This window comes from Moritella sp. 24, from assembly GCF_018219155.1.
GTDB lineage: Bacteria > Pseudomonadota > Gammaproteobacteria > Enterobacterales > Moritellaceae > Moritella.
Genome location: NZ_CP056123.1, coordinates 2,605,617 through 2,630,930, shown reverse-complemented (window position 1 = coordinate 2,630,930; position 25,314 = coordinate 2,605,617). Strand labels below are relative to the sequence as shown.

Below are 25,314 nucleotides of genomic sequence, written 5' to 3'. Positions count from 1 at the left end.
TAATATATGGAAATAGTATATGGAAATAGTATACAGACCTAATGTACAGACATAGTATAAGTCCGTTTTATCCTATTAAGCCGGAGTATTCATTCCGGCTTTTGTTTATCTTCATCTTGTTACTTCACTTCTAACGCCGCCAACCTGTTTAACCGTTCAATTAAAAATGCATAAAAACATTTTACTCTCGCACTGTGTTTAGAATCCTTATGGTAAACAAACCACATAGCTTCCTCTGATTTAGGCACATTCAGAGGTATTTCAACCAGTGACGGGTACAGTTTAGCTTGATGTTCACCCATAGGACCTATGCCCATCCCCTCTATGACGGCTTGATTTACGTCAGGAAAGTGATTGCTCTGAAATACAATCCTGTCTTTATCTATATTGTCCACTATATAGCGTACAAAAGGGATCCTATACTTATCTGGTGTCGGTAATACCCAACTGTGATTGTTTAACGTATCTGCTGTTGTAGGCTTTCCAAATTCATTGACGTAATCGGCACAAGCATAATAGTTGGTTTTGAAGCGGGTTAATTCTTTAACTATGAGGTCGGCACCGTTTGGTTTTGGCCCTGCGCGTAATGATACATGTGCTGCGCCTGATTCTAACGGCACAATATCATCCGTTGAAAGTACCATGATACGAATAGCGGGATATATGTCTCGAAATGCTTTTAATGCCGGAGCAAGCTGTGAAGAATAAGAGCTGATAGTCGAAATACGTAACTCACCGCTAATATTACTTTCTACATTTTGTAATTGATGTTCAAGTTGGCTAAAACGAGCGATTAGATCAGGCAGTCGTTTAATTAAAATAGCACCGGCATCAGTCACTTTATAACCGCGTTGATGACGAAAGAATAGCTTCACTTCAAGTGCTGTTTCTAACTGATTAATTCGTCGGAGTACTGTTGCATGGTTAATATTCAACGATTTACCTGCTTGGCTCAAGCTACCGTCAACAGCGACTTGATAAGCGATTTTATAATCATCCCAAGATATGTTTTTCATGTGAGGATTCTTTTAATTAAGTAGGCCATAGATAAATATGCAGTTTTAATAAATCTGCATATCAGGTGCTGTTATTTAATTTAATGTAAAAGTTCTGTGCATTTATGCACAATAGTTTCTCATTATTCACTATTTTTTAATAGTCAAAATAGCTTTATTATTGCTGCAATGAAGTGAGGGACTGACAGAATGTTAAAAAATACTAAAACAGCATATGGCTGGGTATCGATTTTATTGCACTGGGTTATGGCATTAGCCCTTTTTGGAATGTTTGGCTTAGGCTTATATATGGTTGAGCTAACGTATTATGACGCTTGGTATAAAGGCTCGCTCGACTTGCACAAAAGTATCGGCATTTTATTACTTGGGCTGTTATTGATTCGCACACTATGGCGCTGTATTAACATTAATCCAAATAGCGCAGATGAGCATGCAAGTAAATTGGAAGTCTCCAGTGCACACTTGGTTCATCTAGGCTTATATCTGCTTATGTTTACATTAATGATATCTGGCTATTTAATTTCGACAGCTGATGGACGCGGTATCAGTGTATTTGAAGCCTTTACTATCCCTGCAATTCCATTCTCTATTGATAATCAAGAGGACATTGCAGGCTTGATACATGAAATTTTAGCATGGGCGTTAATCATAGTGGCAGGTGTACATGCTTTCGCGGCAATTAAACATCATTTTATTAATAAAAATAAAACATTAGTTCGTATGCTGAAAGTACAAAAATCATAAAGAAGATAAATAATAGCTGCAATTTTACGGCATGTAAAACGGCAAATAATAATGAAATATTGAAGGAAATACACATGAAAAAACAAATTTTAGCCGCTGCTATTACAGCAAGTTCACTTTTCGCTGTTGTAGCACCGAATGCCGCACAAGCTGCAGATTATAAAGTCGATACAGCAGGGGCTCATGCTTCTGTGCAGTTCAAAATTAAACATTTAGGGTATAGCTGGTTACTGGGACGTTTTAATACTTTTGATGGTGGTTTTTCGTATGATGCTAAAGCACCAAATACATCGCAGATCAATTTTGTGATTGATACAGCGAGTCTCGATTCAAACCATGCAGAACGTGATAAGCATTTAAAAAGCGAAGACTTTCTGGATGTTAAAAAATTCCCTAAAGCAATGTTTAAAAGTCAGAGTATCAAGTTTAGTGATGATGAAAACGGAATCGTGACAGGTGCATTTACCTTGAAAGGTGTGACGAAAACCATTACGTTCCCAATAACAAAAATTGGTGAGGGTTCTGATCCTTGGGGTGGCTACCGCGCTGGGTTTTCAGGGGAAACGAGCTTGAAACTAACCGATTACGGTATTACGACAAATTTAGGTCCAGCTTCAACCTATGTTGATATGACATTAAATATTGAAGGCGTTCGTCAGTAGATGGTAGATCGTTAGCTTAATTAAACAAAAGCCAGTCGCATTATGAGCGACTGGCTTTTTCATTTCTAGAGTGTGCTGATTTTAGTATCTGCTCGTTGGATCAAGCTGGCTGCGGAATCATCTTTATATTGTGGCTTTTTAAAATGTGGCGCTCTACGATGCTGGATAAGATAAACATCATTAGGTAGCCGCTGCACAGTGCAACAATAATAGCGACGACATTCTCTGTAAATTGGCTGAATAACTCGAATGAAAGTATAAGAGTCACAATGCCGCTAATACGAATACATAAACTATGCATAAAATGCCCATGTGCCTTAATGTAAGCAAGCTGATAAGCATTCAGCATCATAAAGATAAAGAATAGCGAAAAATGCAGTAGTACTGGTATCGCGCCATCATATTCGTTAGGGAAAATAGCAAGGATGAGCGGCTTACCAAAAAAGAGCATGACTAAGAAAAATACGCTGCTAACCATGAAAGACACTTTAAATACCCAACGGCGGATCAGTTTGATTTGTTGATGATCACCGTTGCGGACACATACAGCAAGTTCTGGTAATACAAAGCGGTAGATAGGGAAGACAAATAGCAGTGTTAAGTAAGTAAATACGGGACGGACAACAACTTGGAAGTCACCTAGCTCGTCTACACTAAAATGCCGAATGGTTAATAATACCGTGATGTAAATCATTAAAATACTGGCGCCAGCCTCTAGTGATGCCGTAAAACTCTTTTTCACAAAGTTAACTAATTTAGGATCGAAGTGCACACTTGCTAACGGACGTGTTGATATGTCTTTACGGCGTTTTTTAAACATGTAAATAGCCATGGCAAGTGATGACAGCGTTAAGCCCATAAACAAGGATACCAAGGCATCTAAGTTAAAGAGGTAATAACAGGCAAAGAACATGAGTACATTCGCGAGGGGCTCTAACCAAACCACTTTGTTAGAAATGCTGTATAACCGATACATCGCGATAAGATTTGTAAAGTATACTTTTAACCCCATTCCAAAGATAATACCGACCAACTGATAATAGCTTACATCAATATTCAGCTGATGCTTAATGTAGGGGATCACAATACCCCAAGTGATCAATACCATAGTGATTAAACTATATCGAAATACATTAATAATATCGTGATCATTATGGTTTTGTGAGTAGCTGACCACCATTGACGAACGAAATCCGGTCATTAAAATGAGTGATAAAGAAATAAGATCAACGACAGTGTGGAATAGGGCAAGGTCACTTTTCGGTAAATAATGCGCTAGCCAAATTTTAAAACTAAAGCCAATCGCAATGCTGATTAATGTTACCCAAATACCTTGCGTGAATGCGGTTTTTACACGAGTTAATGATGAGTTTTGCATAACAACCTTGTGACTTACGGCCTTAATTGGCATGAATAAATACGATTTCAAAGAGTTTATTCTAAATGGTAATCATTCGCAACTTCATTGGTTGATCTATATTAATGAAAATCGCATTAATCCCTTGTTTTTACGGTGAGCAAAAAGCTGTAACTGTTGAAAATATATACGAAGCCAATAAATAAACAAAATAAAAGAAATAAACAAGTAACACTCATATCGCCCCTTCATATTGAAACTAACTTTCGCTGCTAAACATCACTAAGTTTAACTATTTCACGTCTTTTTATAAGCTATTTAGCACTTTGTTGTTGTCGGTCACATAGACTAATGAAAAAGAGGTATAAAGACTTATATGATCTATTCTTATTAATATAAAATAGGGTGGTTTACTGTGTTTATTTTAATGAAAAATAAGTAGCTTTATTGTTTGTTGTTGTTAGTTCATTCAGCGTTTTGGTTGCAGTATGCAGCACATTACTTATCTAATATAATATGCGACCGTGCATTTTCAGGCGTAAAAAATGAATGTAGTAAAACCCTTAATGATGATTTCAATAGTCAGTGTCACCTTGCTCTTATTTATATTACGTCCGTTTGGACTATTAGATGATAAGTCACCGTTGAGTAGCACTAAGACGACAGCTTTTGTACCTGATGAATTAATGGCAGCCTTGCCTTTTGGCCAAGATATTTTAGCTGCGCGAGATCTATCTCGATTTGATGGTGACGAAGCATTGCTTAGATTATCGTTGTTAGAGCAACGCGGCACATTTGAAGAGCATGATCTGTATAAAGCGTACTACTACATGATCATGAATAACATCATGCTGCGTTTAGGGCGTATTGATGATGCAACGGGTTATACAAAACGATTATTTACGTTTGCTGAAGATAACAATATCACGTGGTTAAGAGCAAGCGCACTGGCAGAGTTAGCGATTGAACGTACAAAACGAGGGGATTTTGTTACAGCAAATCAATATTTAACTGAAGGTGTAACGATTGCTAAAGCGATAAATTTCGATAGCTTATTGATTAAGTTATATAACACGCTAGGTGTGATTAATAATATTAGCGGTGATTATGGTCAAGCACAGCAGTTCTTTCATAAAGGTTTAAAACTAGTCGAAAATTATCCTGAGCATTTGTATTACAGTAAAATCATTTCAAATTTATCACTTATCTATATCAATTTAGAAGAGTGGAGTAAAGCACTCGAGTATATTGAAAAAGCGAAAGTTATCTACCATACCGGTGCGCGTCTTGAGCCCGGGATCTTAGCCATACTGTTAGTTAATGAATCTAATATGTATTTTCATCTTAATGATACTGAAAATGCTCGCAGCGCATACGAAGACGCTAAGGTGTATGTAAAACAAGATGCTAGTGCTCGTCTAAAAGCCATTTTATTTAAAACTCACGCAGATGTACTTTATTTAGAAAAGAACTTTGCAATGTCATTAGACGTTAGTCATCAATGTTTAAACTCGAAAGATATCAATGAATTTCCGCTACAAAAGGCGTTGTGTTATACCAGTAAAGCACGTAGTGAAGTGGCCTTAGGTAATAATATCATCGCGGTAAATGATTTAAACATTGCGATTGATTATTATGAGAATCTATCGAGCCGTTCGGGCATTACGTTAAGTAATCAGCTGTTATCTGAAGCCTATGAAAAACTGGGTTATGAAGCCGAAGCGTTAAAGTACTTCAAGCTCTATTATCAAGAGAATAAAAAAGCACTATTTGATCGACGCCAAAGTGAAATATACCAATTGGAAGAGTCATTTAACGCTGAAACAAACAGGCATGCACTGGCATTATTAAATACACAACATGAATTGAAAAAGTTAGCGTTAGAGCGTCAAACATTGGGCTCTCGTGTGATTTTTGGCATGTCGTTATGTGCGGTGTTTGGTTTAGGTTATGTGATCAAAAAGAACCTTGATATCGAAAAGAAAAACGAGCTATTGCAGTGTTCAAACACGGATCTTGTTGAACTCTCAACGCGAGATGCTTTAACGGGTTTATATAACCGCCGTCATTTTGAGTATTATTTACAGATTTTAAACCAAGATAAATCACTTTATACAGATAGATGTTTTACGCTCGCAATTCTTGACCTTGACCATTTTAAAGTGATTAACGATAATCATGGTCATGATGTAGGTGATGAAGTACTCATTGAAGTATCCAAGCGTTTTCAGCAGTCTTTACACTCATCTGATTTAATCATTCGTTGGGGCGGTGAAGAATTTGTATGCTTGATTGAGCAAAAAAATAATGTCGATAGTTTAGATCGCCTCAACAGACTGTGTCATAAAATTAGAAACAAACCGATGAAAACAGACTGCAAAGATATTCATGTGACGTTATCTGTCGGTGCCGTGGTGGATATTTCAGCGGCAGAGTTAGCTGCCAACAGCAGTGATTTAATTAAACTTGCAGATGAATACTTATACAAAGCAAAACAAACTGGCCGTAATCAGATTATTGCAGAAAGCAGAAACTGTAAGCCAGTGCTTGATAATGTTGTCGAAATAAACTGTTAACGACCGCTTATATGTAGTACTTTACTTTCAATTACTTGATTGAATATTTGGGATTTTACAGATGGCGAGCATAATTTGTTTTGGTGACAGTATTACACGCGGTGAAAGTGATGTTGTGTACGGTGGCTGGGCTGACCGTATTAAAACTCGCTTAATAAAACAGTTTGTTGAAATGGGCAAAGATAGGATCAGTGTTTTTAATATGGGCATTAGTGGCGAAACTACAAATGGTCTTATTCAACGGTTCGAGCATGAATTTATGACTCGCCAAGCCGCTGACAAACAAGATACTGTGTTATTTGGCTATGGTGCCAATGATCTTGCTTGTCAAGATGGTGAATACCTCGTTGATATTAATACGTATACTGACAACTTGAGTCGTAGTATTGAGTTTGCATTAGAGAAGGGTGCAAATGTTGTGCTGATTAATGTCACGCCAATTGCAGCAAAGCTTGATGGTGTTCCAAATGTGAATAACCGAATAAGAAATGATGAGACTATTCACCGCTATAACCAAGTATTACATGCTTTATCACTGAAGTATGGTGTTGGTTTGATCGACGTTTATAGTCCATTTAATGATAGTAAAGAAGAGTATTTAACAGCAGACGGCTTACACCCAAACAGTGCTGGGCATGAGCTGTTATATCAAGTTGTTAGTACGTCGTTAAGTGCTTACGGTTACATTTAAATGTGTCAGTGGCATGATAATATTGCCACTAACACAAAGATTGTATTAAGCTGTTTCACATAAACGAGAGTCTTCATGGTCAACTTTACGACGTGAATTGACCAGTGTCGTCGTCTTGATCATATTACCAACGCTTTCTTCTTTTATTGTTACGTTACGATTTGAAACAGAAAGTAAGTTAATATGATCCGTCACACTCGCAATGGCACTATCTAATACTTCCCCTTCAAGTGCTTTAAACGCATCATCAATATAATCTGCTAATTCAGTTAAGTCGGGTAGTGCAGAACGACAAGCAACTAGACCTACATGAATTGAGCCATTATAACTATACAAGGTAATATTCAGAGACATACCCGGTGGTAGTACTGAAATAGGGAAGCACTTGTCCATTTTAGCGCCCATCATGTATAACGCTTTACTTGGTCCTGGTACGTTAGAAATAAGCACGTTACCCATTGGTGGCAGCACAGTATCTAAGTTTAATAGTTCACTTGCAGCGGCTAGACCTTGGCTTGCAAGAGTGTAGCTTGTGAGCGCTTCTTTGCTTAATAATTTAGCCTCATTTTTTAGCTTCTTGCATGACTCTTTTACTGTCATCAAACGTTCAAGTGGACGTTCTCCAGCATAAGCTAATTCGACTAAGCTAATCGCAACTTGGTTATTCGATTCTTTATCAGAAGCGTCGCGTAAGCTAATCGGCATTTGTGCTACTAATGGCTTTGTGAGTACGACGTTTCGTGTTTTTAAGTAGTTATGGATAGCCATATCACAAACCGTGATCACAACGTCATTAATCGTTGCACCCGTGACACGACCAAGGGTTTTTACACGAGGCAGTGATAGGGATGTCATTGCTGCACGACGTGCACGTTTTGGGCTCACAGAGAATGGTGTTTTAGGTGCCATGAATGGTGTTGGCATATCTGCTTTATACATGTTTGTTGCTTGAAATAGCAGTTTAGTCGTGAGCTTAGTCAGTGATGGAATTGATTTTACGTGTCCAGTTACTGTTTTTGTTGTATCAGATAAGCGTGATAATGCACTTTTAGCAGTTCTTTCTTTTTGTGGACGGTCAACGGCCCAGAATGCAGTCATTGGTGACGTTGCATTTTTGCTTAAATAAGCCATTAACAGTTGATTTGCCTTTGCACCATCAGTAAATGCGTGGTGTACTTTTACGTAGATAGCAAATTTGTTATCAGCTAACCCGTCAATTAAGATCATTTCCCATAATGGGCGACTACGATCAAGTAATGTTTCATGTTGGTGTTCAACAAAGCTGAGTAACTGCTCCTCGTTACCTGGCTTTGGTAGCATTGCAAAGCGGACGTGATATGACAGATCCAGTTTGTTATCTTCTTGCCAAAAAAACTGACCCGTGAGCTGTTTCTTTAGTTTTTGATTAAATGGTTTTTTAACATCTTGTTGCGACATCAGGTTGTCGAATAGGTCTCTACTAAAGTTGCCTTCGTAGTTTTCTGGTGTTGAGAAAATTTGCAACCCTGCAACATGTTTTGGACTAGTCACTGTCTCTGTGTATAAAAACCCCATATCAACTAACGTTAATGCTTGCATAGTCATTTCATATTTTCCTTAATGTGATTGATAGTTTGCGTCCGATTTAGTCGTACCGCACATATCATCACATTGTGATGTTATGACTTACTGTCACGGATATTTAATTTATGAGTATAATACAGCAGTACTCACAAAGTAATATATCGTTTTGACGTTAATTTACCTAAACGTAATAAAGATATGACTTGTTGTATTATATTAACTTCCTGAATTATATGTATTAAATACATAATGATAATACGTAATTGGATTTTTAAAACAGACTGTTATGTTACTTTTGTTGAGTAACGAGGAAGAGTTATCTGCAATACACATCATCTAACAAAATGTTATCGGTATCCTTGCTTTTTGCTAGATTTAAACGCTATTTGTTATTGTAGGATAAAGAGGAAAGGTATTCGATTTATGATGAATGATTCAAATAAAATCACAGAAATGTGAGATTAATAAGATTTACAATTAATGAAATAAAATTTACTTGTTTAGACAAAATTGGTACTTTTTAAACTAAGAATGTCATTATTGCAGTTGGAATAAAGGAGAATGACGAGTTGTTTACGCCATTAACCTTCAATTCTTTAAGCGTGTAACTCAGGGCTAAAACGAGTCGTTTCAGTACTTTTAATGAGTGGTATTGAATTAAAAAATCGCATCTTGTAATCCGTGTTTTGATTATTCGTCTTTGCACGAACTGACAGGGCGACTCGGTGAATCTTATTTGGATAAAATAACCAGCTGCGCCAGATGTTGGCATCATCAATGCGGTGAGCAGCAAAACTTAACTTGATGTTCCTAATACAGTCAGTATTTTCCTGCTGGTGGTTATCCGAAAGAGTAAAACTAAAGTCTTTTAACGGAATTGATAAACCTAAGCCCCATGCCTTGATATAAGATTCTTTTAATGTCCAATAATCAAAGAAACGGCTCACTTGTCGCTGTTTAGGTTGAGTAAGTAAATCATTTACTTCAACATCAGCAAATGAATACTTCGCAATACTTAATACATCGCTTGTACGGCTGGTATTTTCAACATCACAACCGATATCATCATTCAGCATCACAGCACAAATGATCATGCTATCGGTGTGGCTGATATTAAAGCGCAATGGTAGGGGAGGATTTACAATCTCTGGTTTATCTTTGGCGCCTTTTACGAACATCCAATCAGCGGGTGAGACATTTGCATAACGTGATAATAGATCGCGGACAAAAGCGCGGGTGATGAGTGCGCTATGACGGTCTTTTTCAAAACGAAAACGTTGCTGTTTTACCGTTTCTTCTGGCGATAATAACTGGCTGTAAGCATGTAATAATTCAGGCTGCTGGATTGTTTTCGGGTCTACTGACCACAGGTGAATTTCATTCGTGGCTAATGTGAGTTTATCTGTAGATGTTGAATTCACTTATCTTCCATTTTCTTAATACTGACAATAAAGTAGATTACTGTGTATCTGTCTATCCATAGGGTGATAGTAACAAGTGTGATGCAGATGATAAAGCGCTGTTCAAGTCACGCTAAGCTTTTAATGCGAGAGGCTACAAGTTATCAATAACTTTTAGCCTCTCGTTTTTAGCTCGTGTCGTGTAGAGCTAGAATGGATACCAGAAGAGTTCTGTTGCCATCACGCGTTTGATAATGGCCAAGGTTACAATCAACGCGATTAATCCCATGACGATGAAATCCTGCTTCGTCATTGGTTTTAAGCTATACCATGTACGCATCTTATTATGACCAAAACCACGTAGTGTCATTGCATTCGAGATTTCGTCAGCACGATCTAGGCTTGAAAAAATCAGAGGGCCTAAGATTTTTGCTACGTTTTTAATTCGAGAAAATACAGAGACATTCTTTGATAAATCAACGCCACGTGCTTGCTGTGCATGCATAATGTTAACAAAGTCATTCTTTACATCGGGTAAATAACGTAGTGTTAAGCTGACCGCGTATGCAATTTTGTAGGGTACGCCTAAACGGTTTAAACTCGCAGCAAACTCAGTCGGATGCGTGGTAAACACAAACACTAAGGCAATCGGGAACATACTGAAGTATTTCAGCGTCACTGTCAGTAAATAATACAATGTTTCTTGTGTGAGCGAATAATCCCCCCACAATGACACTAATACAGTGGCTGAACCAATGTACTCAACCCCTTGTTGTGGAGCCAGCAAGAACATAAATAATGCGTTCATACTGAGTACACTTGCTGTCGCGATTAACAACGGCTTATAAACAGGGAAGGGTACTTTCGTTAGTTTTAATAACGTACAACCTGTAATAATAAGCGCAAGGATCAAGCGTAAATCAAAGGTCGTTAAGACCACTGTCACCCAGGCTAAGAATAGAACAAATTTTGTTACACCATTAAGCTGATGTAGGGCCGAGTTGGTATTAACATAGTTAATGCCAAAATCAATTTTTTTGGTTTTATTCACGTTACTTTTATTATTTTTAATCGTGTTTTTGTTCATCATATTGTTACGGTTCGTGTTGCTCTTCATTATGAAGGCGTGACTTCAGATTTGATAAACTGCTGCATGAAACCATCTGTATTTTCGATGCCGACAGCATTGGCCAGAGTATACAAGCTGGTTACTTTTAAATTTGCACGGTCAAGTAACACGGGATCACTGAAAACTTGTGATACAGGTGCGTTCGCAATTAATTTACTCTCTGCAATCACCACAGAACGTGTTGTGTATTCTAAAACTAAATGCATATCATGCGAGATAATGAGCACCGTAATACCCAGTGTTTTATTTAACGTTTGGATGAAAGATAACATCGATGTGTAGTTACGGTGATCTTGCCCAGCAGTCGGCTCATCTAAAATAAGTAACTCAGGCTCTAATGCTAAGATAGAGGCAATTGTGACTCGTTTTTTCTGTCCATAGCTAAGTGCTTCAATTGGCCAGTGACGGTATTTAATTAACCCACACAAACCAAGTACTTCTAATACTTTATTTTCGATAAAGGCTTCATCATGACCACGGTTACGTAGTCCAAAAGCAATTTCATCAAAAATCATGTGATTAGAGATCATGTGATTTGGATTTTGCATCACGATACCGACCTTTTGAGCACGCTCAAAGATAGATAACTCAGCGATGTCTTCACCATTGAGTTTGATGTTACCCGTATCTGGTGCGATAACACCCATGATAAGTTTGGTGATTGTTGATTTACCCGAACCATTCTTGCCTAAGATAGAAACAAATTCACCACGGTTAACCGTAAATGAAATATCTTCTAATGCATTTTTTTCGCCAGTGTAAGAATACGTTAAATCATTAATTTCCAGCAGAGGTTCATTCGTTACAGTCTGATTTACGGCAGGCTGAGCATGAAACCACTGTTGAAGGGGAGCTTGGTATTTTTTAAGATCCATTTTTTCAATAAACGCAGGTTTATCTGCAATTGAAATAGGACAGTTTGCCGCTTTTAATGCCGAGATATACAAAGGTTCTCGGATGCCGTGAACTTGTAGTAGTGGTGAGGCAATGAGTTCATCAGGACTCATATCGGCAATGATTTGACCGCGTTCCATTAAGATAACGCGATCAACGTGGCGGTGCAGCACATCTTCAAGACGGTGCTCGATGATAATGATGGTTTTGCCTGTATCACGATGTAATTGATCGATAATCTCGATTGTCGCTTTACCCGTTTTAGGATCTAAGCTGGCAAGTGGTTCGTCAAATAACAAAATATCAGTATCATCAACCAAAATACCGGCAAGTGATACGCGCTGTTTTTGACCACCCGATAATGCATAAGGGGAATGTTCAAGCAAGTCGTCGAGGTCAACCATCGCTGCAGTTTTTTGTACGATAGGTAACATTTCGGCTTGAGGAATCATGTCATTCTCAAGTGCAAATGCAATGTCTTCACCGATACTTAAACCGACAAACTGACTGTCAGTATCTTGCAGTACAGTACCAACAGCTTCGCTATAATCTTGCATGCGTAAACCTGACACCGAAGTATCATTAATGGTTAAGGTGCCAGACATGTCACCTTTAACAGCATGGGGGATAAGACCATTTAAGCATTGCCCAAGTGTTGATTTACCACTGCCACTTGGACCAATAATGACGATTTTCTCTCCTTTCTCTATCCTTAGATTTATGCCTTTCAGAGTCGCTTTTTCTTGCGAAGCATATTTAAAAGAGAAGTCAGAAAATTCGATTGTCATTGTTGATTAACCCTCGGTAAGATTACGGCTTTGTTTCTTACGTTTAGCATATGCAGTCAGTAGAATGTAGCCAACAATGCCAATTAATACAGTATTACCTGCAGCAATGATGGTTAATTGCGTCATTACTTTGGTGAACGGTTCTGCATAAAGAATAGTGTCGAGTAATGCTGATATACCATAGCCGACTGTATTACCGATTAAGGCGAGAACAACAAACAAGGCCATATCTTTTATCGAGAATACGCCTTTCTCTAAACGACCTTGTGTCAGTTTAGGGAAGAAGCCAATAATAAGACCGACAATACCAGAACCGAGTACCCAAGTTAGCCAAACACCCCAACCAGAGAACAAGTCTGTTACCCAATGACCGATAAAGCCTACTAAGAAGCCAACTAATGGACCAAATAATACCGAGAATAGAGCAAGTACTGCCATCGCGGGTTTAAGTGTCGTATTTGCAAATACTGGAATACCAAACATTGGAAGTCCACCGATGCCGTATAAAGCAGCACCAATTGCAATCACAACAACGGTTTTAGCTGAAAGATTCATAATAAGCCTTGGGTGTAAATTAACGCGAAAAATCAAAGGTGCGAATTGTACAGGAATACAGGCTATTAAGGAAATAAAGTTAAAGTGGTTTTCTTTTAACCAGTATTTAGCTTGTTAGTTTACGTGCTGGGTGCATAAAAGTTTGTATGGTAGATGTATGAAAGTAAGGGGTGAATAGGGATAAATTGGTAAAACATTAAACGGCGCAAGAGGCGCCGTTTAATTACATTATCTTAGACCGTCATGAAGACAGCCGAGTTAATTAAAAAGGATTAACCTTCTTTGTTAACGAGTTCATGTAATTCTTCTAAAGATGCTGCGATTTTAACACCAGGGATGTTTGTACCAACAGTTGCTTCAAATGAACCTTCAATCGCAGATCGGAATGAAGTGAATGAGATGCGGTATACACCACGAACGAGTGCTTTCGTTGGGCTGCTTACTTCAGATACTTGACGTAACAATGAGTTATAAGAAGAACCGCCTGGGTTAGCTGGTAACTCTGAAGTATCATCATTATAATTTAATGCTTGAAGTACTTTTCCGCCTTTATTGATTTTCGTGTTATCAATAATGTTTAAGCGATCAAGTGTAATATACGTATCAAAATACTTATCTGGAGCAGACTCAAGGCTTGCTTCAAATGTGTTTTGTACGAAATCACCTTCAGCTGGCGTTGATTCAGCTGGAGAAATCATTGATACACCAATCTCGTCAATTACAGCTGGTACCCATGCATATAAGTAATAGGCTGGTTTACCTTTAATTTTACCATCAGGCTTTACGCTGTCATCAACATAACCAAAATAATTAGTATAGTTAACGTATGGTGCACGTACTTCCATACCTGCTATACCTTCTTTATTAGAGCTTTTTAGGTGTGGGCCTGTAGACATACAACCAGCAAGCGTTGTGATTGCTAGTAATGGTAATAACTTAGTTGCAATTCCCTTTTTCAAAATTAAATCCTTAAATCAATGCATATAAGTGAAGAGCCAGTATATAGTTAGCTTCTCTATATATCATTATAACCATTTGATTTAATAGTAATTCAGTACTTATTCAATACCAAATAATCAGATAAGAACAGATTTAGGGTCAACTTTATTGTTTATAGCTCTAGCACTCACTCATGCTTTATGGTTTGGAGTTAATACTCAAGCGATTATGTACGTCAGCACTAAAAACGCATTGTTGTAGTGATGAGTAAAGAAGGCGTTATATTGGAGAGGGGATATTAGCTAATATGATACCGCGTAATCGATGCAAATAAAAAAGCCTAGTGAGTTGATCACTAGGCTTTTATTTAATCAATACTGAATTTGATATTTAGCCAAACAAACTTGTTGTTTCAACAGGGTTTTGCTCAACTTCATGTAAGTATTTTTCCTTCGATTCGACAGAAAAATAAGGTTCAACCAGCATGATAATACGTAATACAATACGCTGAGTAATCTTTTGAAGATCGTAATCTTCTTCAGCTAGTTGTGTATCAAGCGAGTTTGTCGCAATTAAACAGATCGTATCAGCCATCGAGCTTTGTTGTGCTTCTGACATTTTGATTTCACTGCTTTCATTTAACGACAATAGCATTTTAGAAAAAAAGCTATGATGATTGTTAACTAAACGCATAAAGCGGCGTTTTAATAACTTGTTTTCATCAAAAATAACTTTCATATCACGATAGAAAAATGAGTACTGTTGAATTAAACCAACATACACATTTAAGTATGCCCAGTAATCTTCAAACGCTTGTACATCATTTTCATAAAATGACATAAGCTTATTAATTGCCGCTTCATACTCGTAGAATAATTCAGTTAATAACTGTTCTTTGCCGTTGAAGTGATAATATAAATTACCTGGGCTAATTTCTAGAGCGTTAGCGATTTCAACTGTAGACACTTTTACGTGCCCAAACTGGCTGAACATCTCTAAACTACACTGTAATATCCTATCGCGTGTTTTCATCACTTTTTCCTAAACTGATGCTGGTACGGCTGTTTCTGCTGTATCAGTTGAAATAACATTAACCGCTGGTTTTTCCACAGGCTTTACTCTTTTTTTCTGTGTTTTAAGCGGAGTTTTAATATCGTTCTTTTTGTTTTTTTCAGCTAATAATTGTTCGATAATAGCTAAACTTTCTTGTTTAATATCAGAGTTATCATTTGTCATTGTTAACTGTGCAATTTGCTCTGATACAGATACTGCCGCACTTTCTAATACTTCATTTTCTAATTCGATAAATGCGTTATTCACGAATTCAGCTAGGTCAGTTAAATCAGGTAATGCCGAGCGGCAAGAAACCAAACCAACATTGATTAAACCGTTATAGCTGTAAAGCGTAATGTTTAATGACATTCCTGGTGGTAATACCGAAATTGGGAAGCACTGCTCCATTTTCGCGCCCATCATATATAACGGTTCACGTGGACCCGGAACATTTGAAATGAGTACGTTACCCATTGGCGGTAATACAGTATCTAAGTTGAATAACTCACTAACAACAGCTAAACCTTGACTCGCCATTGTGTAACTTGTTAATGCTTCTTTAGTCAGTAAACGTGTTTCTTTTTTGAGTTTGATGCACGAATCTTTAATCGTCATTAGGCGCTCAAGCGGTGATTCACCACGATAAGCTAACTCAACTAAGCTGATAGCAACTTGGTTATTGGTAACAGTATCGCCTGCGTCACGTAGACTCATCGGCATTTGCGCTACAAGTGGCTTTTTAAGATTAAAGTTCTTATTTGCTAGATAGTTATGAATGGCCATATCACAAATAGTAACAACAACGTCATTAATTGTGGCCCCGGTCATTTTACCAATGCGTTTAACTCGTGTTAACGGCAATGCTGATACAGCTGCTCGACGCGCACGTTTAGGGCTGATTGAAAACGGTGTTTTAGGTGCCATAAATGGTGTTGGCATATCCGCTTTATATACATTCGCAGCTTGGAATAGTAATTTAGTTGTTAGCTTAGTCAGTGACGGTATTGATTTAACTTGATTCGTTAATTTTTTAGATGTCTTTGTGACTGATTGCAGCATGCTATCATTTTGCTTTTCTTTCTGTTTTGGTTCAATGTTCCAAAATGCAGTCATTGGTGCATTACTATCGCCATTTAAATATGACATTAATAACTGGTTAGCTTTTGCACCGTCGGTGAAGGCATGGTGTGCTTTTAGATAAATAGCGAACTTATTATCTTCTAGACCATCAATTAATATCATTTCCCATAAAGGTCTGTTTCTATCAAGTAGTGTTTCATGTTGATGTTCAACAAAATGAAGCAGCTGACTTTCATTACCAGGTTGTGGAAGCATAGCAAATCGTACATGGTAAGATAGATCGATGTTGTCATCTTCTTTCCAGTAGTATTGGCCTGTTAGTTGCTTTTTCAGCTTGAGATTAAAAGGTGTCTTAATCTCATCTTGAGACATTAAGCTATCGAATAGATCGCGGGTAAAATTACCTTCATAATCTTTAGGCGCTGTAAAAATTTGTAGTCCGGCTACATGTTTAGGACTCGCAACTGTTTCTGTATATAAGAAACCCATATCAACTAACGTAAGTGCTTGCATCTCATCTGATCCCTATGCCGTAAAATCATAAAATAGAGAGTTTAGATTCTTAGCTCTATTTTGTAGTGTATCTATACCTATTGGGGTACATGTTAGAGTGTTGTACTTAATTTGTAAATAGTGACAAAGTGTTAAATATTCACCTAAGGGTATGAAAATAGTATTAAATAAATTCATATGCATGTTACTTTTTGTTTTTTTGTTTCTATTTGTTAATTTTAATGGAACTGACATTTGAGGTTGGACCCTTGCTACGAAAGAGGTATAGCAAGGTTTGTGTTAATAACCCAATGCACTGTTAGCGGTAACACGAATTGCCTTTGTAACAGGTTTGTTTTTTGTAATTTATGAAATATTTATCAGCATTTTTTATTTCATTGAGCGCTTTAGTACTGTTGCCGATAACTTTATATAAAAGTGATTATAAGTTAGTTGTTTTTAATGCTACCAAGCAGGTAAAATGCGCGGGATAAAAACGTTATAATGAGTAAATACCATGATTATTAAATCGCTTTTCTGTACTTTTCTACTGATGCTAATGGCAGGTTGCAGCCAGCGAAGCACGATTGATTCGGTAGAGCATGTAAAGGTCATTGCTGCACCGTCAGATAAGCTAGCTAATCTCCAACGCGCGTTATTAGCACAATATAAAGACTGGTACGGCACCCCGCATAAATGGGGTGGGATGAGTAAACAAGGTGTGGATTGTTCTGGTTTAGTTAAACTGACATTTGAACAGAAGTTTTCTTTATCGCTGCCTCGTACCACAGCCAGTCAAGTTAAAGAAGGGTATTCGATTAAGCGTGCACAACTACGTACGGGTGATTTAGTATTTTTTAAAACAGGTGTGAATGTAAGGCATGTCGGTATTATGGTGGATAATCTGCAATTTTTTCATGCATCATCAAGCCGTGGTGTGATCTTATCCCGTTTAGATAATCCCTATTGGAACAGCCACTATTGGCAATCAAGAAGAGTTGAGTTGTAAGTGATGGAACATAAATTAATTAAAGTTATCGTTGGATCTAAAAACCCAGTTAAAGTAAATGCCTCACGTGTTGTGATCGCTGAATTATATCCTGACCATCGTGTTGAATGTGAAGGTGTTGATGCACCATCAAATGTACCAGATCAACCGATGGACGCTGCAGAAACGCGAGAAGGCGCGATCAATCGTGTTAAGTATTGTCAGCAACATACAACTGCCGACTTTTATATTGCAATTGAAGGTGGTGTCGATTTACTCGACGATGGACCTGCAACATTCGCGTATGTTGTTATTGCGAATAAAGAGCAGCAATCAGTAGGACGCAGTGCCGCATTGCCATTACCAGCACCAATCTATCAGTCATTACTTGATGGTGAAGAGTTAGGACCTGTTATGGATAAACTATTCAAAACAGTGAATATCAAGCATAAAGGAGGCGCGATTGGTTTATTAACGAATGGTCATGCCACACGTGAAAGTAACTATACTCAAGCGCTTACACTCGCGATGGCGCCTTTTTTATACCCTGATCTTTATAGCCAATAATGTGTTGATAGTAACCTTATATGACCTTTGATTTTGACTGTTATCTAAGCGCTTTGTAATTTAGTGTAAATAAAAACCTTATTCGCTATTGATAATCATTCTCAACTACTAGTATGATGTGAAGATGGAGTGATAAAGCGTTTATAAGGATAACAACATGTCTTCAAAGGTTAATTTAAGTATATCGACTCATAAGCTAGCAGAGTTAATTCAAGCGGGTCATTTATGCGTAGCAGATTTAAACTGTTTAGATGCAGAATCAAAACAGCAAGTCTGGCAGCTCTGTTTATGGAGTTGTAATAAGCGCGTACATTGCACAAAACCTTGTACTCAGCAGTGCAATAGCGGCTATTGTGCGAGTAAGGAAGGCAGTAAATCAACTCAGCAATCAGCATTAATCGAAATTAGTGCTGATTAATCGTTGAGATTCGAACTGAAACGTTAAATAGTCGCTTTATGAATAACGCTAACTTGTAGGTATCGTTGTTCTTAATGTTAGTTTAAGACATCCGTTGCCGTGCCTTTATACACTTCACAGCCCAGTAATATGGACTCATGGAGAGTAGGGTGTGCATGCACTGTGTGCGCGATATTATCGGCCGTAAACTGATTACGTATTGCGAGGCATATCTCCCCGAATATTTCGTCTGCATTGTTCCCCATGCACCCGCCACCGATCAAAGTATGATCATCAGTATTAAAGATTAATTTAGTTAGACCATTGGTATTAATATCTGTGTTTGCACGACCGAGTGAACGCCAAGGAATGGTGATCGCTTTATAATTCAAGCCACTGATGTCTAATTGCTTTTCTGTCCATCCTAACCAAGTGACCGTCGGGAAGCTGCTGGCCATAAAGGGTTGTGTTAATCCGTTATTATGTGGTGCTCGATCGCCTGCAATGAATACCGCGTCATAAATTGAATCAGGTAATGTTTTATTTTTGCTTGTAGCGGAAAGCTGAACCTGCTTATCAGTAAAATTAAATGCTGTTATTTCTGCTTGCGGTTTGATTTTGAAAAGTCGTTTTACATAACGTTGAAACGTTTTATTGATATCTTTATCGAGCTCGGGGAACACGTCATCACCCGTGATGAGTATATCCACGCTTGCCCCAAGGGCTTGGTAAATCGTCGCAATCTCAATAGCATCGATACCAGATCCAATAACAGCTAAGTTTGTTGGAATGAAGGGCAGTGCGATGGCTTCATCATAATGCCAAATGCATTTGTTTATCGCGATGTCGGCCTTTTTTATATTCGTTTCAAGCGTATTAATTACATTATTCGGTGTTGAGATACGCGTTATATTTTCTACGTAATACTGACTCTCAAGAGTATCTAATTTTTGTTTAATCGCAGCAAGATCAATATGAGGTTCTGCATACTCAATGCCTTGTGACTTTGCTCCTCGTATACTATGGATTGATTTAGCCATATGTAATAGGGCATGAGTTCGGATCATTTTAGTGTCTAAATTGGGTTGTTTGATCGTGTCCATAGGCTCTCTTATTTCGTCGTCGAGGTATTTAATTAAGGGATTATAAAATACTACTTTATAGGTGTATTTAAGCAGTTTGTTATATTCACCGCAATATTATTTTGTTGATTCTGTTTGATTAAATGAGAATAAAAGAGAGATCTACTAGCTAGATCGCAAGATTGAGTTTTTGATAAGTAGAAGTGAGAGGTGCAAGCGGCTTGAGATTTATGGCGGGTGCTATATGTATATGGCGGATACTGTATGTGTATGGTGGGTACTGTATGTGTATGCCGGGTGCTATATATGTGTAGTATTCATGTGTGTAGTAGGCCACTTTATTATGTTAATAAAGTGGCGCCTTATGTTACACCATTATGTAGATTGATGAACCTACTTGAATCAGGTTTTTAGAGTATTTGCACGATTATCTTATTTTTCAATTAATTTCAACGTATTACTCTTTTAACGCTTTGATTATTGGTGACTTAAATACCTAGGGGTAGCTAACTTTAGATTAACATTCTGTTGCTGATACTTTTAATGTGAACATAGGATTCCCCTTATAAATATGACTTGCTGCCACGTTTAATCAGATTTAATATAATACTAAATGGGTATATGGCAAACCCAATGTTGCTGCATATTAAAAAGGATAATAATAATGTCTGTATTAGAATTCGAACCAAAAGTAAAAACAATATCAGATATCAAAGTTGTAGATTCAAACAAAATCACAAGCAAGCCTGATGGTGTTAGATTCAACGATGTTGAACGATTAGTTGATGCTGTACTTGCTGATGTCGGAAACCATATTGTGTTGGGTTTACCGTTAGCAATCGGTAAGCCGATTGCATTTGCTAATGCATTATATTTACGTGCAAAAGCAGATCCAAGTATTACGTTACAAATTGAAACTGGTATTACTTTGGAGCTTCCTCGCGCTAAGACAGACCTTGAAAACAAGTTTCTTGCCCCATTTGTTAGTCGCCAATTTGCTGGTGTGCAAGAACTGCATTATATGAAAGACCTTCGCAGTAAAACGTTACCAGATAATGTAACAGTGTATGAATTCTTTTTTAAAGCGGGTAGCTTTTTAAATACTACGCAACAACAGCATTATACCAGTACTAACTACACACATGCTGTTCGTGATTTGATTGATAAGGGCGTTAACGTCATCGCGCAAATCGTAGCAGAACGACAAGTTGGTGATGTGACGACTTATAGTCTGGGCAGTAATTCAGATTTAGCACTAGACCTTATCCCAGAGTTGGAAGCACTACGTGCCAAAGGCAAAAAGTTTGCTTGTGTGGGTGAAGTTAATTCAAATATGCCATTTATGCGTAACCATGCAGAAGTGGCCGCTAGCGAACTCGATTTCGTACTAGAAAGTAAGAAAGAAGACTATTCATTATTCGCAGTCCCTGAAGATGCCATTTCAAACGAAGATCATATGATTGGGTTTTATGCGAGTACTCTAGTGAAAGATGGCGGTACGCTTCAGTTGGGTATTGGTTCACTTTGTAGTGCATTGAGTTATAGTTTATTACTGCGACATCAGGATAATGAAAAGTACAGCAATGTATTTAAAGACTTGAATATAGAGAAGAAGTTCCCTGTCTCTGGCAAGATTGGTAATAAGGGTATCTTTAGTGAAGGCTTGTATGGCTGTAGTGAATTAATGGTCGATGGGTTCATGCATTTGTATCGTGCAGGTGTCCTAAAGCGAGAAGTCTTTAACGATATTCTGTTACAAAAGCTACTGAACGATAAAGCGATAACCACAGACGTGACGATGAAAACATTCACGGCGTTATTGAATCACAACGCGATATCAAACGTACTGACGACCAAAGATGTTGCTTATCTACAAGAAACTGGTGTTTTCAAATCGGCTGTTAGCTTATATCAAGACACGTTATACAGTAATGATGAAAGTTGCAGTGCAGATTTGAGTCAAGAAAGCACACTTCAATGGATTGAAAAGCATTGCCTAGGTGACAAACTGAAAGGCGGTGTTGTCATGCATGGTGCATTCTTTATTGGCCCTCAAGCATTTTACGATGCACTTAATGACATGTCTGAGAAAGATCATGAAAAATTCTGCATGACAAGTGTGAGATACGTGAATGATTTGTATAACCATTTTTGGGGTAGCCAAACAATTAAAGAGTTACAACGTACAGAAGCGCGTTTCATCAACTCTGCGATGATGGTAACGCTTGATGGGTCTGTGATCTCAGACGCATTAGAGAACGGACAAGTGGTTAGTGGTGTAGGTGGTCAGTATAATTTTGTTGCACAATCACACCAAATGAAAGACTCACGCTCAATTATTAAATTACGTAGTACTTGTGTACGTCATGGTAAGCTGCAATCAAACGTGTTGTTCAACTATGGACACAACACCATACCGCGTCAGTTACGTGATATTGTGGTGACTGAATATGGTATTGCGGATCTACGTGGCAAGCCTGATAACGTTGTTTACACTGAATTAATTAAGATTGCAGATTCGCGTTTTCAAGCGACACTACTCCAGCAAGCGAAAGATGCAGGTAAAGTAGCGCCTAATTACGAAATACCGGCTGAGTTTGCGAACAATATGCCAGAAGCGATTGCTAAACTTTGTAATACACATAAGCAACAGGGTGTATTTCCTCAATATCCCCAAGGCAGTAGCTTTACTGATGCGGAATTGAAAATAATCAAGGCATTGAAATCGTTGAAAAACCAAGGACTGTCGAAAAAAGGTAAGCTTAAGCTTCTGCTACGCGGTCTGACTTCAACAACGTCAACCAAAGAGGTTGATGCATTGCTAAGTCGTATGGATTTAACTAACCCTGTTAACTTCTCAGAGCGTATGGCTCAACGCTTATTGAGTAAAGAGCTACAGAAAAAATAGATTACAATTATGATATAAGTGGGCATTTGAAGATAGGGTGTGTTTATCTATCTCAATGTCCACTTTGCTCTTCGTTTTATTGAGTTGTCTACAGTACTATTCTTTTATTATTCTTTTATTATTCTTTTACTATTCACTTCCTCCTTACTTCATCCTTTGCTCCATTATTCAGGCTAAACACTAAGTAATAATAGGTAGTTCTGTTAAACTGGTGATAATCATAATTAACAGATGAACATTGGCTATGAGTAAGACTTTATGGAATCCATTAATTGCGTCAGTATTGATTGCAGGTAGTCTAGGTGGCTATTATTTATTGAGTGATTATCAGCGCGTTGAAACACGACAAGCGGAATTGTCTGCTGCACCTTTCAAAGAACTTTCCGTATTAGAAATCAGTGATAAGCGTATTTCAGCGCTTCAAGATAAGCTTTATGATGATAAGCAAAATGCGACTCTTTGGTTTCAACTTGGTAATGCTTACATGCACAACGGTGAATATGATAATGCAGCACTCGTGTTTAACTATTCAATCAGATTGACCGCCAATCCCACCGCAATTCAATATTCCGCAAAGGCCTCGGCATTATATTACGCAAGTGGCCAGCACCTCACAGCGGACGTTCAGCGCTTACTTGATCAAACACTCACACTTGATCCGAACAATCAAACCGCTTTGATGATGCTAGCGGCCAATGAATTTATGAATGTGCGTTATCAGCAAGCAATTGATCTCTGGGTTCAGTTACTTGATTCAGATCAGGAAGGGTTAGATCGTGTTTCAATTATTAATTCAATCAACCAAGCGAAGCAGTTTATTAAATAAATGGTCAGTAATCACTTAACTCACTGCGCCTATCTTCTTTATATCTCAAGTAAATAAAAAAGCGGCTATTCAAATGAATGAATAGCCGCTTTTAATTTAATGGCTCATGTTTATATCGCCATTTTTGTTGCCGTCTTTATTTCGATGGCAACACTAATCTGTGATTAGTAAGTCGCTTCGCGTTTTTCTGCTTCAGCTTCCCATTTTGGTACAAGTGTTTTCAAGAATTCAGCTTTCTCTTTATTCATCTTGTCCATATCCATACCAAGTGCTTCTTGTGCAAGCTCTTTAGTTGAGATATCTGGGATCTCGATTGGATCTGTAATACCTTTCTTAGCAAGTAGGCGAACCAATTGCGTTCGAGCATCTGTTGCACGGTCTAACGCGGTACCTAATACACGCAGTGCTACTTCTGGTGCATGCATATGTACACCGTGAGAGGCAATTGCATAATCCCAGCGCCATTGTGCATGACGGATGTTAAGTTGGATCTCATCCATTTCAACTTGTGTTGCACCTGCGTCCCATGCTGCTTTTGCTTCGAAATGTGCTGCAATGATTTGTTTTTCAGCCAGTAATTTCATTTCATTTACTTGCTGTTTACGCGTTTTAACAACATCTTGTAGCATTTCTTTACTTTGTGTATGACAGTTTGCACAAGTGTCTTGGAAACGATCAAATGGGTTACCCACTTTATGATCCGTGAACACTGTACCGTCCGCATTTTTCACTTTAGGCATATGGCAATCAACACATGTTACGTTGTTTTTACCATGAATACCTTCGCGCCATGTTTCATAACCTGGATGCTGTGCTTTTAGCATTGGTGTTTTAGACACTGCGTGCGTCCAATCTTTAAAGCCAATTTCGTCATAGTATTTTTCCATTTGATCAACAGAAGTACCTTTATCCCATGGGAACTTAACGGCTTTTGTTGGACCAGTGAAGTAGTACTCTACGTGGCATTGGGCACAAACTTGTGCTTGCTGATCAAGGCGACCTTGCTCTGCAAATGGTTTATCAATCGCAGCCATTGCACGTTCAACGTGTGGACGAGTCAGTTTAAGCGCGGGTTCACCATTTTTAAATGCGTCACTACGGGTATCATGACAATCGGCACAACCAATGGCATTGACCACTTCAGCGCCGCCTTTAGCCCATTTACCTGAGAAGTAAGCATCTTCACCATTTTCTTCAATAAAGCGTGCTACGTCAGGGCTTTTACAACTCCAGCAAGACATGACCATAGGGCCATTTTTCGCATTTGTTGGTCCACCTGTACGTAAGGTATTACGGATGTCGTCAATCGCGTAGAAATGCCCACGTGCTTTGTTATAGTCTTTCGAAAAGCCATAACCTGCCCACATGATGACCATATTTGGATCGCCTTGTAGTGCATCTTCTATTTCTTTACTTTCACTTGTCGCTTTCCAGGTTTTGTATTGATCTGGATGCGCTTGTTCAAATTTTTCGTTACGTGGTTCTAATTTTTCTGATACTTGATCAGCAGCAAATACAGTACTACTGCTAGCACCAAGTAATAACGTTGCGAGTAGAACTGCAACGCCTGAGGCTGGTTTTAGAGTTTTATATACACTAGCCATGTT

Annotated in this window: 21 protein-coding genes; 9 read left to right on the top strand and 12 right to left on the bottom strand. The window is 38.1% G+C overall.

What is annotated here, in order from left to right; translation table 11 throughout:
* Nucleotides 1-119: 119 nt before the first annotated feature.
* Entirely contained in the window at nt 120-1,016 is an 897-nt protein-coding gene (locus HWV00_RS11650) for a LysR family transcriptional regulator (protein ID WP_211681388.1), read from the bottom strand.
* Between the two features lie 189 nt (nt 1,017-1,205).
* Here HWV00_RS11650 and HWV00_RS11645 point away from each other — a divergent pair, with 189 nt between their 5' ends.
* A complete protein-coding gene (locus HWV00_RS11645) occupies nt 1,206-1,760 on the top strand; it encodes a cytochrome b (RefSeq protein ID WP_211681387.1) in 555 nt (184 codons plus the stop codon).
* Nucleotides 1,761-1,834: 74 nt separating this feature from the next.
* Nucleotides 1,835-2,422 carry a YceI family protein gene (locus HWV00_RS11640; protein WP_211681385.1) on the top strand — a complete coding sequence of 196 codons (588 nt, stop codon included), beginning with the start codon at nt 1,835-1,837 and terminating at the stop codon, nt 2,420-2,422.
* A gap of 100 nt (nt 2,423-2,522) precedes the next feature.
* On the opposite strand, the gene HWV00_RS11635 is transcribed toward HWV00_RS11640, so the two are convergent.
* Nucleotides 2,523-3,800, bottom strand: coding sequence for a lipopolysaccharide biosynthesis protein (locus HWV00_RS11635; RefSeq protein ID WP_211681383.1), 1,278 nt, complete (start codon nt 3,798-3,800; stop codon nt 2,523-2,525).
* A 524-nt stretch (nt 3,801-4,324) separates the two neighbouring features.
* Here HWV00_RS11635 and HWV00_RS11630 point away from each other — a divergent pair.
* Both HWV00_RS11630 and HWV00_RS11625 read left to right on the top strand, forming a co-directional pair.
* On the top strand, nt 4,325-6,355 hold the full coding sequence (locus tag HWV00_RS11630; protein ID WP_211681381.1) for a tetratricopeptide repeat-containing diguanylate cyclase: 2,031 nt from the start codon (nt 4,325-4,327) through the stop codon (nt 6,353-6,355).
* 61 nt (nt 6,356-6,416) lie between these two features.
* On the top strand, nt 6,417-7,046 hold the full coding sequence (locus HWV00_RS11625; protein WP_211681379.1) for a GDSL-type esterase/lipase family protein: 630 nt from the start codon (nt 6,417-6,419) through the stop codon (nt 7,044-7,046).
* Nucleotides 7,047-7,091: 45 nt separating this feature from the next.
* Here HWV00_RS11625 and HWV00_RS11620 read toward each other — a convergent pair whose 3' ends face one another.
* The 8 genes from HWV00_RS11620 to HWV00_RS11585 all read right to left on the bottom strand — a co-directional run bounded on the left by HWV00_RS11620 (nt 7,092) and on the right by HWV00_RS11585 (nt 16,960).
* Nucleotides 7,092-8,624 (bottom strand): wax ester/triacylglycerol synthase family O-acyltransferase, encoded by a 1,533-nt coding sequence (locus HWV00_RS11620; protein WP_211686531.1) that lies wholly within the window; start codon nt 8,622-8,624, stop codon nt 7,092-7,094.
* A 581-nt stretch (nt 8,625-9,205) separates the two neighbouring features.
* Nucleotides 9,206-10,030, bottom strand: coding sequence for a 4'-phosphopantetheinyl transferase superfamily protein (locus HWV00_RS11615; protein ID WP_211681377.1), 825 nt, complete (start codon nt 10,028-10,030; stop codon nt 9,206-9,208).
* Nucleotides 10,031-10,217: 187 nt separating this feature from the next.
* Entirely contained in the window at nt 10,218-11,099 is an 882-nt protein-coding gene (locus tag HWV00_RS11610; protein ID WP_255554505.1) for an energy-coupling factor transporter transmembrane protein EcfT, read from the bottom strand.
* A gap of 26 nt (nt 11,100-11,125) precedes the next feature.
* Nucleotides 11,126-12,820 (bottom strand): ABC transporter ATP-binding protein, encoded by a 1,695-nt coding sequence (locus HWV00_RS11605; RefSeq protein WP_211681373.1) that lies wholly within the window; start codon nt 12,818-12,820, stop codon nt 11,126-11,128.
* Nucleotides 12,821-12,826: 6 nt separating this feature from the next.
* A complete protein-coding gene (locus tag HWV00_RS11600; RefSeq protein WP_211681371.1) occupies nt 12,827-13,375 on the bottom strand; it encodes an ECF-type riboflavin transporter substrate-binding protein in 549 nt (182 codons plus the stop codon).
* Nucleotides 13,376-13,647: 272 nt separating this feature from the next.
* Entirely contained in the window at nt 13,648-14,334 is a 687-nt protein-coding gene (locus HWV00_RS11595) for a LipL32 family surface lipoprotein (RefSeq protein WP_211681369.1), read from the bottom strand.
* Nucleotides 14,335-14,704: 370 nt separating this feature from the next.
* Nucleotides 14,705-15,346 carry a TetR/AcrR family transcriptional regulator gene (locus HWV00_RS11590; RefSeq protein ID WP_211681367.1) on the bottom strand — a complete coding sequence of 214 codons (642 nt, stop codon included), beginning with the start codon at nt 15,344-15,346 and terminating at the stop codon, nt 14,705-14,707.
* A 9-nt stretch (nt 15,347-15,355) separates the two neighbouring features.
* Nucleotides 15,356-16,960 (bottom strand): wax ester/triacylglycerol synthase family O-acyltransferase, encoded by a 1,605-nt coding sequence (locus HWV00_RS11585; protein WP_211681365.1) that lies wholly within the window; start codon nt 16,958-16,960, stop codon nt 15,356-15,358.
* Between the two features lie 496 nt (nt 16,961-17,456).
* On the opposite strand from HWV00_RS11585, the gene HWV00_RS11580 reads away from it, so the two are divergent.
* The 3 genes from HWV00_RS11580 (at nt 17,457) to HWV00_RS11570 (ending at nt 18,912) form a co-directional block, all read left to right on the top strand.
* The gene (locus HWV00_RS11580; RefSeq protein WP_211681363.1) at nt 17,457-17,948 is read left to right on the top strand and encodes a C40 family peptidase; all 492 of its coding nucleotides are present in this window, start codon (nt 17,457-17,459) and stop codon (nt 17,946-17,948) included.
* A gap of 3 nt (nt 17,949-17,951) precedes the next feature.
* Nucleotides 17,952-18,494 carry an inosine/xanthosine triphosphatase gene (gene yjjX, locus HWV00_RS11575; protein WP_211681361.1) on the top strand — a complete coding sequence of 181 codons (543 nt, stop codon included), beginning with the start codon at nt 17,952-17,954 and terminating at the stop codon, nt 18,492-18,494.
* Nucleotides 18,495-18,651: 157 nt separating this feature from the next.
* The gene (locus HWV00_RS11570) at nt 18,652-18,912 is read left to right on the top strand and encodes a hypothetical protein (RefSeq protein WP_211681359.1); all 261 of its coding nucleotides are present in this window, start codon (nt 18,652-18,654) and stop codon (nt 18,910-18,912) included.
* A 77-nt stretch (nt 18,913-18,989) separates the two neighbouring features.
* Here the strand turns inward: HWV00_RS11570 and HWV00_RS11565 are convergent, their stop codons facing one another.
* Nucleotides 18,990-19,994 carry an NAD-binding protein gene (locus HWV00_RS11565; RefSeq protein WP_211681357.1) on the bottom strand — a complete coding sequence of 335 codons (1,005 nt, stop codon included), beginning with the start codon at nt 19,992-19,994 and terminating at the stop codon, nt 18,990-18,992.
* Between the two features lie 643 nt (nt 19,995-20,637).
* Between HWV00_RS11565 and HWV00_RS11560 the strand changes: the two genes are divergently transcribed.
* Both HWV00_RS11560 and HWV00_RS11555 read left to right on the top strand, forming a co-directional pair.
* Nucleotides 20,638-22,881 carry an acetyl-CoA hydrolase/transferase C-terminal domain-containing protein gene (locus HWV00_RS11560; RefSeq protein ID WP_211681355.1) on the top strand — a complete coding sequence of 748 codons (2,244 nt, stop codon included), beginning with the start codon at nt 20,638-20,640 and terminating at the stop codon, nt 22,879-22,881.
* A 244-nt stretch (nt 22,882-23,125) separates the two neighbouring features.
* On the top strand, nt 23,126-23,707 hold the full coding sequence (locus HWV00_RS11555; RefSeq protein ID WP_211681353.1) for a tetratricopeptide repeat protein: 582 nt from the start codon (nt 23,126-23,128) through the stop codon (nt 23,705-23,707).
* Nucleotides 23,708-23,871: 164 nt separating this feature from the next.
* On the opposite strand, the gene nrfA is transcribed toward HWV00_RS11555, so the two are convergent.
* On the bottom strand, nt 23,872-25,311 hold the full coding sequence (gene nrfA, locus HWV00_RS11550) for an ammonia-forming nitrite reductase cytochrome c552 subunit (protein ID WP_211681352.1): 1,440 nt from the start codon (nt 25,309-25,311) through the stop codon (nt 23,872-23,874).
* Between the last annotated feature and the right edge of the window lie 3 nt (nt 25,312-25,314).